Annotated in this window: 11 protein-coding genes and 1 pseudogene; 7 read left to right on the top strand and 5 right to left on the bottom strand. The window is 56.9% G+C overall.

The genetic code is table 11. From position 1 onward, the window contains the following. Nucleotides 1-17: 17 nt before the first annotated feature. The 4 genes from AC0B60_RS03905 (at nt 18) to AC0B60_RS03890 (ending at nt 3,407) form a co-directional block, all read left to right on the top strand. Nucleotides 18-1,130: an NADH:flavin oxidoreductase gene (locus AC0B60_RS03905; protein WP_465084190.1), complete on the top strand. Its 1,113-nt coding sequence runs from the start codon at nt 18-20 to the stop codon at nt 1,128-1,130. Nucleotides 1,131-1,259: 129 nt separating this feature from the next. Further along, on the top strand, nt 1,260-1,571 hold the full coding sequence (bamE, locus tag AC0B60_RS03900; protein ID WP_465084189.1) for an outer membrane protein assembly factor BamE domain-containing protein: 312 nt from the start codon (nt 1,260-1,262) through the stop codon (nt 1,569-1,571). Nucleotides 1,572-1,681: 110 nt separating this feature from the next. Next, nucleotides 1,682-2,224, top strand: a complete 543-nt coding sequence (locus tag AC0B60_RS03895) for a hypothetical protein (RefSeq protein ID WP_465084187.1) — start codon at nt 1,682-1,684, stop codon at nt 2,222-2,224. Between the two features lie 31 nt (nt 2,225-2,255). After that, a complete protein-coding gene (locus AC0B60_RS03890) occupies nt 2,256-3,407 on the top strand; it encodes a patatin-like phospholipase family protein (RefSeq protein ID WP_465084186.1) in 1,152 nt (383 codons plus the stop codon). On the opposite strand, the gene pntB is transcribed toward AC0B60_RS03890, so the two are convergent. From pntB to AC0B60_RS03875, 3 genes are all read right to left on the bottom strand, one after another. After that, nucleotides 3,396-4,787 carry a Re/Si-specific NAD(P)(+) transhydrogenase subunit beta gene (pntB, locus tag AC0B60_RS03885; RefSeq protein WP_465084184.1) on the bottom strand — a complete coding sequence of 464 codons (1,392 nt, stop codon included), beginning with the start codon at nt 4,785-4,787 and terminating at the stop codon, nt 3,396-3,398. The genes AC0B60_RS03890 and pntB overlap by 12 nt on opposite strands. A gap of 12 nt (nt 4,788-4,799) precedes the next feature. Beyond that, nucleotides 4,800-6,377, bottom strand: a complete 1,578-nt coding sequence (locus tag AC0B60_RS03880; protein ID WP_465084183.1) for a Re/Si-specific NAD(P)(+) transhydrogenase subunit alpha — start codon at nt 6,375-6,377, stop codon at nt 4,800-4,802. A 144-nt stretch (nt 6,378-6,521) separates the two neighbouring features. Beyond that, nucleotides 6,522-7,154: a TetR family transcriptional regulator gene (locus AC0B60_RS03875; protein ID WP_465084182.1), complete on the bottom strand. Its 633-nt coding sequence runs from the start codon at nt 7,152-7,154 to the stop codon at nt 6,522-6,524. A gap of 202 nt (nt 7,155-7,356) precedes the next feature. On the opposite strand from AC0B60_RS03875, the gene AC0B60_RS03870 reads away from it, so the two are divergent. Further along, on the top strand, nt 7,357-8,934 hold the full coding sequence (locus AC0B60_RS03870; RefSeq protein WP_465084181.1) for a flavin-containing monooxygenase: 1,578 nt from the start codon (nt 7,357-7,359) through the stop codon (nt 8,932-8,934). A 45-nt stretch (nt 8,935-8,979) separates the two neighbouring features. Here the strand turns inward: AC0B60_RS03870 and AC0B60_RS03865 are convergent. Then, nucleotides 8,980-9,356 (bottom strand): annotated as a pseudogene (locus AC0B60_RS03865) (transposase); the annotation flags it as partial. Nucleotides 9,357-9,577: 221 nt separating this feature from the next. Next, nucleotides 9,578-10,723 (bottom strand): NADH:flavin oxidoreductase/NADH oxidase, encoded by a 1,146-nt coding sequence (locus tag AC0B60_RS03860; RefSeq protein WP_465084179.1) that lies wholly within the window; start codon nt 10,721-10,723, stop codon nt 9,578-9,580. Nucleotides 10,724-11,316: 593 nt separating this feature from the next. Here AC0B60_RS03860 and AC0B60_RS03855 point away from each other — a divergent pair. Continuing rightward, a complete protein-coding gene (locus AC0B60_RS03855; protein WP_465084178.1) occupies nt 11,317-12,486 on the top strand; it encodes an iron-containing alcohol dehydrogenase in 1,170 nt (389 codons plus the stop codon). A 237-nt stretch (nt 12,487-12,723) separates the two neighbouring features. Then, on the top strand, nt 12,724-13,695 hold the full coding sequence (locus AC0B60_RS03850) for a thiamine pyrophosphate-dependent dehydrogenase E1 component subunit alpha (RefSeq protein ID WP_465084176.1): 972 nt from the start codon (nt 12,724-12,726) through the stop codon (nt 13,693-13,695). Nucleotide 13,696 lies beyond the last annotated feature (1 nt).

Below are 13,696 nucleotides of genomic sequence, written 5' to 3'. Positions count from 1 at the left end.
TAAGGTTGCGATCTACCATGAGCATGAATCTTGGCCCTTTGTTTGAACCCTTTGAACTCCACAACCTGACCCTGCGCAATCGCGTGGCGATGGCCCCGATGACCCGAAATTTCTCGCCGGGTAATGCCCCAAGCCAGGAGGTGGTGGACTATTACCGCCGCCGTGCCGAAGGTGGCGTTGGTTTGCTGATTACTGAAGGCACCACCGTGAATCACCCCGGTGCCAATGGCTATCCGAATGTGCCGTTCTTCCATGGGGACACAGCCCTTGCCGGGTGGAAAGAGGTTGTCGATGCGGTTCATGAGGCTGGCGGCGCCATCTTCCCTCAGTTGTGGCACGTCGGTGCCGTGCGTAAGGAAGGCACGGAGCCAGACCCATCGGTCCCCGGTTACAGTCCGTCCGGCCTGTTTGCCCCCGGCAAGCCTAACGGCAAGGCGATGAGCAAGGACGATATTGACGACGTCATCACGGCGTTTGCGGATGGTGCCCAGGATGCCAAGGCATTGGGCTTTGACGGTGTAGAGATTCACGGCGCCCACGGCTATTTGTTGGATCAGTTTCTGTGGGAAGGCACCAATCAGCGTGATGACGAGTACGGCGGCAGCATGGAAAACCGCCTGCGTTTCGTCGTCGAGATCGTTGAGGCGGTCCGTCATCGTGTAGGCCCGGACTTCCCCATCATGCTGCGTTTCTCTCAGTGGAAACAGCAGGATTACGAAGCGAAGCTGGTGAATACACCCGAGGAACTGGAACAGTTCCTGAAACCGCTGGTGGACGCCGGAGTGGATATTTTTCACGCCTCCACGCGCCGTTTCTGGGAGCCGGAATTCGAGGGCTCGAACCTGAATTTGGCAGGCTGGACCCAGAAGCTGTCCGGCAAACCGACCATGTCGGTTGGCAGCGTAGGCCTGACCGAGGACTTTATCAGCGGCACCTTTGCCAGCAAGAAGGAAGCCGTGGAGCAGTCCGGCATCGACGAACTGGTTGAGCGTATGAACAACAACGAGTTCGAGCTGATTGCCGTGGGCCGGGCGCTGCTGCAGGACCCGGAGTGGCTGGTGAAAGTGAAGGACGGCCGTATCGGAGAGGTGGAGCCATTTGCAAAGAAATCGCTGGCAAAGCTGTTCTGATCAGGCAAGGCGTTGACGATGAGCCCCGGCAAAGTACCGGGGCTTTTTTGTGTCTGTCCGGGCTGTAATTTAACCTGTTACCAAAACCCGTATGATTGATGGTCTTGTTCTCAACAGAAGGGATACACCATGAAGCCTGTTAGTTCTCTTTCAGCCATTGTCCTGCTCGCGGTGACTCTGGTTATGGCTGGCTGCGCTACCGTCGGCCAGGAATTTGCTACCCATAACGTTGACCAGATCGAGATCGGCGACACCACCCGCGCTGATATCCAGGAGATGTTTGGCGAGCCTTGGCGCACCGGTATCGAAGATGGCAAGCGCACTTGGACCTACGGTAAGTATCGTTGGTCTGCTTTCGGTGAAGCCGAAACAACGGACCTGGTGGTACGATTCAACGAAGATGGCACGGTGTCTTCCTACGTCTACAACACCACCGAGTAAAAAGCCGGTTGAAGCACAGGGTAGAGGGCCAGATTACGTAAAGTCGGGGATTTTGAACTAAATTGTCAGTAGAAGAACGCCTCATTCACAGGCGAAAGAGGAGAAACACCATGATACGTTTATTCTATCTGGTATCTTCGATTGACAGTGCAAAAGAAATCTCCGACGACCTTCACGAGCACGACGTCACTGACTGGCGCTTCCACATTGTCAGCAAGGACGAAGCCGGCTTGTACACCCACCAGTTGCACACCGCGTCCATTCTGGACCGAACGGATCTGCCCAGGTATGTGGAGCGTGGCGCCATTGCCGGCTTTGTGCTGGCTTTGGCTTTCCTCGTTCCAATGGCCTTACTGGAGGTTCTGAGCATGCCGGCGGCCGCCTGGATTGCCCTGTTCATCTTTGTGGTGGTAGCGGGCGCCTGGGTCGGTGGCTTTGGTGGTATCCAGAGTGAAAACTACCGTATCGAGCCGTTCCATCATGATATTGAGGCAGGGAAGTACCTGATCATGGTGGACGCCCCGAAGGACCACATTCCCAAGGTCAAGGAATTGATGGTGAAGAACCACCCCGAAGCCAAGTTGCAGGGCAAGGATTCCAGTATTAACAATCCGTTTGCCGGCCGGCGTCGGCATAAGATCAAACAGGCCTGATGAGAGGCACTGTTCATAACGGAATGGCTTCATGACTAAAAACGGTGTGATTCTCACCGGAGGTGGCGCGCGGGCGGCGTATCAGGTCGGCGTGCTTCGCGCTATTGCTGACATGTATCCGGACTGGAGCCACCCGTTCAACGTCATTATCGGAACCTCTGCCGGGGCGATCAATGCCATGGCTCTCGCCGGTAACCGGGGGCTGTTCCGCCATAATATTGATCATCTCGATAAAGTCTGGTCGGAACTGACCATGGATCGGGTGTTCCGGGCCGATACTTTTAGCCTGATGCGCAGCTTCAGCGCCATCGCCCGCAAGATGATCAGTCGCCCCATTGAGAGCGGGCCGGTTTCCTTTCTGGATAATTCACCACTGCGGGAATTACTGGAGCGGGAGATCGACCTGCAGAGCATTCGGCTAACGATCCAGGAGGGGCACATCGATGCAGTGGGCCTGAATGCCTGCGGTTACGCGACGGGCCAGAATGTCTGTTTCTTTGAAGGGGTTGAAGGGCTGCAAGGCTGGTCGGTCGGACAGCGTGGCGGCACCCGTACAGAGCTGGCAGTGGACCACATCATGGCGTCTGCGGCTATTCCCACTCTGTTTGCGCCGGTGAAGATCAACCGCGAGTACTTCGGTGACGGTGTGACCCGCCAGATGGCTCACATCAGTCCGGCATTGCGACTGGGTGCGCGCAAGGTGCTGGTGATCGGGGTTAGTGCCAACGTGATGTGTCCATCCAAGCGTCCTGAAAAACCTGGTATGCCAACGCTGACCCAGGTACTGGCCCACGTATTCAACGGCATGTTCCTGGATACACTGGACTACGACATCGATCGCTCGCGGCTGATCAACCAGTTGCTGGAACTGATCCCCGAGAAGAAACTGAAGGAATCCGGGCTGGACCTGAACCCGGTGGATATTCTGGAAATTTCCCCGTCCGAGCCGATCAATGAAATCGCCATGAAATACATTGATGCCATGCCGCTGGTGTTGCGACGATTGACTGGTGCTTCAGACAGAGCACCTATATCCAGCGCCAACCTCGCCAGTTTCCTGCTGTTCGACAAACGTTTCTGTCGCGATTTGATTGAGCTGGGCTACCGGGACGGTCAGAGCCAGTCCCGGCAGATTGAGCGGTTTTTTGCTAAGGAATCCGGGGCTGAAGAATCAGCCCCTTAACCCACCAACCAGCTTGTCGATGCTTTCCTTGGCATCGCCAAACAGCATGCGGGTGTTGTCTTTGAAGAACAGCGGGTTCTCCACCCCTGAATAACCCGTGGCCATGCCCCGTTTGAGGACAACCACCTGTCGTGCTTTCCACACCTCCAGTACCGGCATACCTGCGATGGGGCTGCCAGGGTCTTCGGCGGCGGCCGGGTTCACGGTGTCGTTGGCACCGATTACCAGCACCACGTCGGTACTTGGAAAGTCGTCATTGATTTCGTCCATTTCCAGCACGATGTCATAGGGCACATGGGCTTCTGCCAGCAACACATTCATGTGTCCGGGCAGGCGACCGGCCACCGGATGAATGCCGAAACGTACGTTGACGCCACGGTCCCGCAGGATTTTCGTCATTTCGCTGACGCCGTTCTGGGCCTGCGCGACCGCCATACCGTATCCCGGCACGATGATTACTGACTCCGCGTTGCGAAGCTCGTCGCACACGTCGTCGGCACTGGACTCGTAGACCGTCTGGTCAGGGTCTGCCGCGCTGGCGCTGCTGGTGGTTTGCCCGAATCCACCCAGAATGACGCTAATGAAGGAGCGGTTCATGGCCTTGCACATGATGTAGCTTAGGATGGCACCGCTGCTGCCTACCAGAGCACCAACCACAATCAGCAGGTCGTTACCCAGCATGAACCCGATGGAGGCCGCCGCCCAACCAGAGTAGCTGTTGAGCATGGACACCACTACCGGCATGTCGGCGCCGCCAATGGCCATGATCAGGTGAATGCCGAGCACCGAAGCAATGACCGTCATGATGACAAGGGAAATCAGCCCCAGTGCCATGCTGTCGGTGCCGAGGAACCAGGCACCCAGCAGAACGCAGGCAATGATGGCCACCAGGTTCATCAGGTGTCGGCCCGGCAGGGTCAATGCCTTGCTGTCGATGCGGCCATCCAGTTTGCCGCAGGCCACCAGCGACCCGGTGAAGGTCACGGCGCCAATAAAGATACCGACAAACACTTCCACCAGTTTGATGGTGTGTTCGGCGCCAGTGGTGGCTACTAGAGGCTCAATATAGCCTGAGAAGCCGACCAGCACCGCCGCCAGGCCCACGAAACTGTGCAACAGGGCCACCAGCTGCGGCATCTGGGTCATTTCCACCTTGTTGGCGATGGGGATGCCGATGCCGGCGCCCAGTAGCACCGCAATCACAATGGCCGTAACGCCACCGTCCACACTGGCAAGAGTGGCACCAACGGCGATGATGATGCCGGCGACCCCAAAGAGGTTGCCCCGCCGGGCGGATTCCTGATGGCTAAGGCCACCCAGACTAAGGATAAAACAGATACTTGCGACCACGTAGGCCACGCTCACCAATCCTGTGCTCATATCGGGCGCCTCCTACTTGCGAAACATTTTGAGCATACGATGGGTGACCCGAAAGCCGCCCCCCACGTTGATGCTGGCAATCAGCACCGCGAAAAAGGCCATGATGCCAACGGCAAGGTTCTCCGCCTGGGCCAGATGCAGAATGGCACCGATAACGATAATGCCGCTGATGGCATTGGTTACGCTCATTAGGGGCGTGTGCAGGGACGGGGTCACGTTCCAGATAACCTGCCAACCGATAAAGCAGGACAGCACAAACACCGTGAAGTGCTGCAGGAAGCTTTCTGGTGCGTGGGCACCAACACCATAGAGCGCCAGTGCGGTCACTACTAGCAATGCGCCTTTACCGAACAGGCTGCGGCGCTCGGCGTCTTGCCTTGCCGCCTCCTTATCGGCAGCCGTGGGTTCTTCAGTGCCAGGGGCCGGCTTGGGGCTGACTGGTGCTTCCGGTTGCGGTGGTGGCCAGGTAACGTCGTTCTCTCGTACCACCGTCAGGCCACGGATAACATCGTCTTCCATATTGACCTGGGGTTGGCCGTCTTTCTCCGGAGTCAGTTCAGTAAGCAGGTGCACCAGGTTAGTGGCGTAGAGATCGCTGGCCACCTTGGCCATGCGGCTGGGCAGGTCGGTATAACCGATCAGCGTGACACCGTGCTGATGGGAAACCTTGCCCGGCTCCGTCAGTTCGCAGTTGCCCCCACGCTCTGAGGCCAGATCCACGATCACGCTGCCGGGCTTCATGGATTTCACCATGTCGGCGGTAATAAGCTTGGGCGCGGGCTTGCCAGGAATTAGGGCGGTGGTGATGATAATGTCCACCTCCTTCGCCTGCTCTGCGAACAGCGCCATCTCCGCCTTGATGAACTCGTCGCTCATCTGCTTGGCGTAGCCGCCGCCGCCACTGCCGTCCTCGTCGTCGAAATCCAGCACCAGGAACTCGGCGCCCATGCTTTCAACCTGTTCTTTCACTTCCAGACGGGTGTCAAACGCCCGCACGATGGCACCCATGCTGTTCGCGGCGCCAATCGCAGCGAGGCCTGCGACGCCGGCCCCGATCACCATGATCTTAGCGGGTGGCACTTTGCCGGCTGCTGTGACTTGCCCAGTGAAAAAACGCCCGAAATTGTTGGCGGCTTCAATAACAGAGCGGTAGCCGGCAATGTTGGCCATTGCGCTCAACGCATCCATCTTCTGGGCGCGACTGATACGGGGCAGGCTATCGATGGCAAAGGAGGTAATCTTTTTGGCCGCCAGCTTCTCCAACAACTCGGGATTCTGCGCTGGCCACAGATAGCTGACCAGGAACGCCCCCTCCTTCATCAGGTCCACTTCGTGTTTCTTGAGCGAAGGGTGTTTCATCGGTGCACGGACCTTGAGGATAAAATCCGCGTCCTGCCAGAGTGCTTGAGTGTCCGCCGCAATGGTGGCGCCCACTTTTTCGTAGGCGTCGTCCGTGTAATTCGCGGCCTCACCCGCGCCAGCTTCAACCATCACCTCATAGCCAAGGCCGACGAGCTTATGCACCGAGGGCGGCGTTGCCGCTACCCGTCGTTCATCCTCGAAAATCTCCCTGGGGATACCGATCTTCATTGTAAGTACGTCCTCCGGAATGACCGATTCGCTGAAAGTCTCGGTTTTTACTTATAGGTAGACGCTAACAGATTTACAAAGGTTTTCCTAAAAACGAACAAAGCGAAAAAACGGAAAGGTAAAACGAAAAAAATAATAAGCCCGTTAGAGGTCCTTCTCTAACAGTGCCTGTACCTCACTTTCGGCCAGCCCATCCAGCATCGCTCCCCGAAACTGGCGGTTGATAAACCGCTCGGTTTCATGTTGGATCATTGCCCGCTGCGACGGTTTCTCGATGTAATCCATTGCCCTGAAAAGGATATAGCGAATGGTCATGCGGGAAATCTCATGAATCGTCTCCGGCGGCACGGAACTGACCAGCTGGCGCTCGATAATGTCCTCTGCCATCTCCCGCGCGCTGGCGTCCAACTGCGCCTCAAGCGCCCTGCGCAACAAAGCCGACGGCCCGTGAAGCTCCCGCACCGCCACAGTAGTTGCCGCCGGATTGGCCAGAAAGTAGTGGTAAACAAACGTCACCGTATCGTGGGACGCCTGCTCCGACGACTCCGCCATCCGCCGCAACTCCCGCACGCCAGCTTTCATGTCCTCGGCAATGTACCCAAGTACCTGCAGACCGAACTCGTCCAGATTCTTGAAGTGCCGATAAAAAGTATTGGGATTCAGTCCGGCCTCACGGGCCAGTTCCCGGAGACCGAGAGAAGTCAGGCTGCGGCTCTGGGTAATCAACCTGAGCGCCGCCTGAATCAGCTTCAGTTTTCCACCGGTAATCATGTTCATTGAGCGTGCACCTAAAATATGCGGACAAGTTTGGTATGAGGGACAGTTGCTTATCAAACCAGGCCAAACGGTCAAATTCTGCAGATCAAAAGTATACAGCTGTCTACTTTGTTGGGTATACATGTGTATACCGTCAGTCATCATGGCGAAACAGACAACAACAGGCAAGGCCAGAAGGCCAGCGAACAACGAGGTGGAAAACATGAGCCAGACAGCAAAAATTGCCATCATCGGCACCGGATTCTCCGGCCTGGGCATGGGCATCAAACTCAAAGAAGCCGGATACGACAACTTCGTTATCCTCGAACAAAGCGACGACGTCGGCGGCACCTGGCACGAAAACCACTACCCCGGCTGCGCATGCGACGTCCAATCCGCCCTCTACTCCTTCTCGTTCGAACAGAATCCCAATTGGACCCGCATGTTCGCCCGGCAGAAAGAAATCCAGGCCTACCTGCGAAGCTGCGCCGAAAAATACGACCTCATGAAACACGTGCGACTGAACACCCACGTGGCGGGTGCCCGCTTTGATGAGAAGACCCAAAGCTGGACCGTCGAAACCTGCGACAGCCCCAAGCTCTGGGCCTACATGCAGAAAAAAGGCCTGAACCCCGGCGACAAGCTCAACCGTAGCGACAAGGAACTGCCAGAATTCAGCGCCTTCAAGGCGGATGTCGTTGTCTCCGGCATGGGCGGCCTGAGCACGCCGGCCTACCCCAACATCAAGGGCATCGACACCTTCACCGGCAAAAGCTTCCACTCCCAGGACTGGGACCATGACTATGACTTCAAAGGCAAGCGCGTTGCCGTGATCGGTACCGGCGCCTCAGCCATCCAGTTCGTCCCGGAAGTGGCCAAAGAGGCGGGCCACCTGGACCTGTACCAACGCACCCCGCCCTGGATCGTCCCCAAGCCGGACCGTGAGATCCGCCCGCTGGAAAGCATGATGTTCCGTAAGTTCCCGCAAAGCCTCAACGCTTTCCGCCAGAGCATCTATTGGATGCTGGAAGCACGGGTTCTGGGTTTTGTGGGCAACCCGCGCATCCTCAAAATCGGAGAGCTGCAGGCTCGTCGCCATATCCGCAACCAGATCAAGGACAAGGAGCTGCGTAAGAAGGTGACCCCGGATTTCCACTTCGGCTGCAAGCGGGTACTGATCTCTAACAACTATTACCCGGCCCTGGCGCAGGACAACGTCGACGTGCTCACTGACGGCATCCGCGAAGTGCGCGGCAACGTTATTATCGATAATAACGGCAATGAGCGGGAAGTGGACTGCATCATCTACGGCACCGGCTTCAAGGCCCAGGACCCGGTGCCTGCAGGCATGGTCCGTGGTCGTAACGGACAGGATCTTCTGGATGCCTGGAGAGACGGCGCGGAAGCCTACAAGGGCAGCGCCATAGCCGGCTTCCCCAACTTCTTCATGCTCATGGGCCCCAACACCGGCCTGGGGCACAGCTCCATGGTTTACATGATCGAAAGCCAGATCATTTACGTGCTGGACGCCTTGAAGAAGATGGACAAGCATGGCTGGAAGAGTGTGGAAGTGAAGGAAGATGCCCTGAGCAAATACAACGCTTCCATCCACGCCAAGCTCGGCGACTCCGTGTGGCAGACGGGCTGCAAGAGCTGGTATGTGAATGAGAGCGGTAAAAACACTACGCTTTGGCCGGGCTTCACTTGGCAGTTCCGTCAGCAGACAAAGCGGTTTGATGCGGGGCAGTATGTGTGTGTGCCGGGTGCTATGGGACTAGGCGAAGCTGCAGCCACGACTTGATAGCTGAGCCAAGTGGAGCCATGGTGTGGTTATGTCAGTGGCGCCCTGAAGCGCCGCAATCACCGGTTCGTCCCGGGAGGGATCCGGTCGATACCGGTACACTGAGCCACTGAGGCTAGCGATTCGGCAGGCTCTAAGGATACTGACACCGTGAGCCTGCTTGAGGTAATCCACCAGTTCTCGTTGAACGGCCGGCTTTACAGTTTTTTTTCGATCACGTCCTTTAGCAGTTTGTGATCCAGGCTCAGCTCCGCGTACATCTGCTTCAGGCGGCGGTTTTCTTCTTCCAGTTCCTTCAGGCACTTCACATCAGAGGCTTCCATGCCGCCGTACTCCCGGCAGACTTCCTTGACCAGGCGACCGCCCTCAAGCTCCTTCAGAATCTTGACGATCTGGGACTCGCTGTACCGTGACTTTTTCATGTCGCTCTCCGTTTGCCTCATTGTAGGCCGGAGAACTCTAATTACGCATGCACCGATTTTAGGGGATGGTTACATCTCGTGACGCGGGCAACGTTTGGGTTATTGATCACTAGACATGATGTTTTGACCCGCCCTCCTCAACGTGGCTCTGTTCAGGTGTTGTTTGTCCATTCCCAACAATAACTCACGATCATTGAGGAGGGCGGGTCAAAACATCATGTCTAGGATTTGGTAAGTTTTTTTAGTGTACGAGCGCGATTGGCGAGCCACCAACCGACCTGCTCAGGCCATTGATTGAAGTCAGCTTCGGCGCGCAAAGCCTGCTCCGCGTGCAATGCCCAGTTCGGGTTATTAAGGGCCTCGCGCGCGATAGCAATCAGATCCGCCTGTCCTCGGCGAAGAATCATCTCAGCTTGCCGCGCCTCAACGATCAAGCCCACGGCCAAAGTCGGTATGTCGGCCTGTCGGCGGATAGTCTCAGCGTAGGGAACTTGAAAACCGAACCCTCGAGGAACGCCGCTGGCGGTTGCAGCCCCGCCTAGCCCGCCGCTGGAACAGTCGATTAAATCTACACCTCGATCTTTCAGCTCCCCGGCGAAATACAAGCTGTCCTCCAAGCTCCAGCCATCCTCCAGCCCGTCCACCGCGGAGATTCGAACCAACAATGGCTTGTCTTCGGGAATTGCTGCGCGCAAGGCCTCTACCACCTCTAGCGGATAGCGACAACGTGACTCCCGATTGCGACCGTAACAGTCCTCGCGCTTGTTGCTTAGGGGGGAGAGAAATTGGTGAAGTAGATAACCGTGGGCACAGTGCAGTTCGATTACATCGAAGCCCGCGTCCAGGGCACGTTGGGCGGCAGCCACGAAGGCTTGCTTTAGAGACTGCATTGCGGTCGTGTCTAGGGCCTCCGGAGCCGGAGCGTCGTCACGCAGGGGCAGTGCGCTGGCCGATACGGTAGGCCAAGCACTTTCCTTACAGGATGGGTCGTGGTCGAGCGGGGCGCCGCCGTGCCACGGGCGTTGAGCGCTACCCTTGCGCCCGGCGTGATTGAGTTGGATACCGGCCACGGCACCGTGGGTGCGGAGAAATTCGGCCAGCCGCCGTAAACCGGGGATATGTTCATCGGACCAAATGCCCAAGTCCCCGTGGGTAATGCGGCCTTCACGACTTACCGCAGTGGCTTCGGCAAAAACCAGGCCGGCCCCGCCAAGGGCGTAACGCCCAAGTTGTACTAGGTGCCAGTCGTTGACTAGGCCATCGTCATCGGCCGAGTACTGGCACATGGGCGATATGACCACGCGGTTGCGCGCCTTCACACTTCGCAGTTGGAAGGGACTGAACAGCTTTGGGTTGGCGTCGATCACGGCGTAATTCCTTTGATTTTCTTTTCAGGCAACTCGGGCAGCCGTTGTCTAGCATGATTAAGTCGCATTTCATGGGCTCGCCCTAGCTCGACTCTACCAATCCAGGCCCTCTTTGGCCGTCTCGATCCTGGCAGCAGATTTGGAAAATGGGAGAAAACCGACTATACAGTAAGTAAATTAACCGTACAGTAATAAGGCAGCAAATCCGGAACTCTCAGATTGTCCCGCATTTGGTCGAAATACATGCGAGGTGAGCATGAAAATTGTGGTCGCCTTGGATATTTACAGGAATAAGCAGGTGGGGCCGCGATTGGTCATATCTTTGGCTCCCAACTCTAAATTGCTGACTATATCGTTGGTGCCATTCAGCAGTTGGTGGGAATGACTGACGTCAATGCCATCGTTGACGCTAATTGGGAGGAGGGTACGCCTAACTTTGAGGTTGTCGACTAGAGGCTTATGTAGACCCTGTTCAAATCCGTGCAGATTTATTTCAGGCGCAGGATAAACCAAGGTGAACGTTTAGCTATTCATAATGAACTCCGGGCGGTAGACATATAACGTTTCCGGGGCCGTACAAGAGGAGAGTAATAATGAGTATAGCAGGGCAATATGAGTTCCTGGCCCAGGATCGGGTAGTGTTCGGTGTCCCTGCGGCACGGGCCGTGGCGGAGCAAGCCGAGCGGATGGGCGCGAATAGGGTTTTTCTGGTTTCTAGCCAAACGCTGAGTCGCAAAACTGACGAAATCGACCGTATTAAGGACGCGTTGGGCGAGCGATTTGTTGGTCTGTTCGATGAATGCGTGCCCCATGTGCCTCGGGATAGTGTTCTGTGTGCTGCCGCTGCAGTGCGAAAAGCGGAGCCAGATCTCATCGTTACTGTGGGGGGAGGCACCCCAGTCGATACGGTGAAGGTTTTACTGATCTGCCTCGCTCATGACCTGCAAACCTCCGAAGAGCTAGACAGCTACCGGGTTAGGGTCAGCGAGGACGGCGCGAAGGTGGTACCGGAGGTGGGGACTCCGCCGTTGCGCCAGATTATCGTGCCCACCACACTCTCCGGTGCGGAGTTCAGCAAAATTGGCGGTGCGACCGATCCGGTGCGTGAGGTCAAGGATCTCTACATTGGGCGGGAGATAGGCGGTCAGGCGGTGATTTTGGACGCTTCGATCACCGTGCATACCCCTGATTGGTTATGGCTCTCGACCGGGCTGCGGGCGATCGATCACGCTGTCGAGACCATTTGCTCCCGCGGACCTCAACCCTTCACTGATGCCACTTGCCTACATGGTTTGCGCATGCTTAATGAATCGTTGCGCATAAACCAGGAGCGACCGGAGGACCTGGATGCGCGCTTGCAAAGTCAACTAGGTGTTTGGTTGGCTTCAACTGGCCTGGGGCGGGTAGATTGGGGCGCAAGCCACGGAATCGGTCATCAGCTGGGTGCTGTAGCCGAGGTGCCACACGGTTATTGTTCCTGCGTGATGCTACCCAGCGTGCTTCGCTATAACCAAAAGGTGAATGCGGACCGACAGCGTTTAATCAGTGAGTCTTTGGGGCAGTCGGAAGTTTCGGCGGCGGATCTGGTGGCGGGGCTGATCAAGAATCTGGGTCTCCCAAGCAGGCTGAGGGATGTGGGGGTGAAGCGGGAGCATTTCGAAGCTATTGCTCTGGGAGGTATGCAGAACATGATGGTTCGCAGCAATCCGCGTCCTGTGGATCGCCCTGAGGACATACTCGAGATTCTCGAACTCGCTTGGTAGGCCCTTATTTGTTAATCGATGCCATCTTCTGATGGCGCTGAGAGTCTGAGAAATCCAGCTTTCCAGAACCTCTCTGGGCCACCGCATATCTGGTGAAAATTTCAGTTTAGGTGGGTTCGTGGTTGACATAAGCGAAGGCCTATTCTAAATTCTACTGAACGGTTAGTTAAATAAACCACCAACCATTCAAGCTAGGCTTTCTGTGGCGCTTGCCCAGTTAGCGGAAGGAGTAACAGTGTGACGACGCGCAAGACCGCCAAACTGCTTGAGCTCTATGAACAGATGTATCTGATCCGGCAAGTAGAGCTTCGCCTCGGTCGCCTGTTCGCTGATGGCGAAGTGCCCGGTTTCATACACCTGAGCATTGGTCAGGAGGCGGTCGCCACTGGCGTCGCTAGTGTCCTGCGCCCCGAAGATAGCGTGGCATCGACCCATCGCGGTCATGGTCATGCACTGGCTAAGGGTGTGGATGTTGAGCGGTTCTTCCTCGAGTTGATGGCGAAGGAGGAAGGTATTTGCAAGGGCCGGGGCGGCTCCATGCATGTGGCGGACCTGTCCATCGGCATGCTGGGGGCGAACGCCATAGTCGGTGCCAGCATTCCCATTGCCCTGGGTAGTGCGCTCGCACACCAAGTGCGCGGTTCCGACGCGCTGGCGGTAGCTTTCTTCGGTGACGGGGCAATGGCCGAGGGTACTCTCCACGAGAGCCTTAACATGGCTGCCCTCTGGCAGTTACCGCTGATTTTCGTTTGTGAGAACAACGGCTGGGCGGAGTTTTCCCCTACCTCTCGACAGTTCGTGGCCTCCCTGGAAAAGCTCGCTGGCGCCTTCGATATTCCCTACGCCAAGGCGGACGGCCGTGACGTGCAAGCTGTTGCCAAGGCTAGCGATCGGGCTGTGGTTGCCGTGCGTGCCGGCAAGGGCCCGCGGGTACTGGAGTTCAGTACCCATCGCTTTCGCGGCCATTATGAGGGAGACCCGCAGAAGTACCGCGATGCCGATGAGTTATCAGGCCTGGGTGAGCATGATCCTTTAATCCTGTTAGAGCCGCGGCTTGCCAAGGCGGGCGTCGCCGATGCGCAGCTGCGAAGCCTGCAGGAAGCGGTGGGTGCGCGGGTAGATGCCGCGGTGGATCGTGCCCGAAAGGGCAGTGCGCCGGACTTCGAAGCCGGGCGTGCGGATGTGTACACACAGACAGGAGTTGCCTGAG

The organism is Marinobacter sp. V34, from assembly GCF_055524115.1.
The sequence above is the reverse complement of the archived record's forward strand: the minus strand, read 5'-3'. Positions and strand labels throughout refer to the sequence as shown.

Bases quoted from the DNA above. Each gene is read 5' to 3' on its own strand.
- AC0B60_RS03875 (WP_465084182.1), bottom strand. From the start codon at position 7,154: ATGAACATGATTACCGGTGGAAAACTGAAGCTGATTCAGGCGGCGCTC.
- AC0B60_RS03880 (WP_465084183.1), bottom strand. From the start codon at position 6,377: ATGAAGATCGGTATCCCCAGGGAGATTTTCGAGGATGAACGACGGGTA.
- AC0B60_RS03870 (WP_465084181.1), top strand. From the start codon at position 7,357: ATGAGCCAGACAGCAAAAATTGCCATCATCGGCACCGGATTCTCCGGC.
- bamE (WP_465084189.1), top strand. From the start codon at position 1,260: ATGAAGCCTGTTAGTTCTCTTTCAGCCATTGTCCTGCTCGCGGTGACT.
- AC0B60_RS03890 (WP_465084186.1), top strand. From the start codon at position 2,256: ATGACTAAAAACGGTGTGATTCTCACCGGAGGTGGCGCGCGGGCGGCG.
- AC0B60_RS03855 (WP_465084178.1), top strand. From the start codon at position 11,317: ATGAGTATAGCAGGGCAATATGAGTTCCTGGCCCAGGATCGGGTAGTG.
- AC0B60_RS03895 (WP_465084187.1), top strand. From the start codon at position 1,682: ATGATACGTTTATTCTATCTGGTATCTTCGATTGACAGTGCAAAAGAA.
- pntB (WP_465084184.1), bottom strand. From the start codon at position 4,787: ATGAGCACAGGATTGGTGAGCGTGGCCTACGTGGTCGCAAGTATCTGT.
- AC0B60_RS03905 (WP_465084190.1), top strand. From the start codon at position 18: ATGAGCATGAATCTTGGCCCTTTGTTTGAACCCTTTGAACTCCACAAC.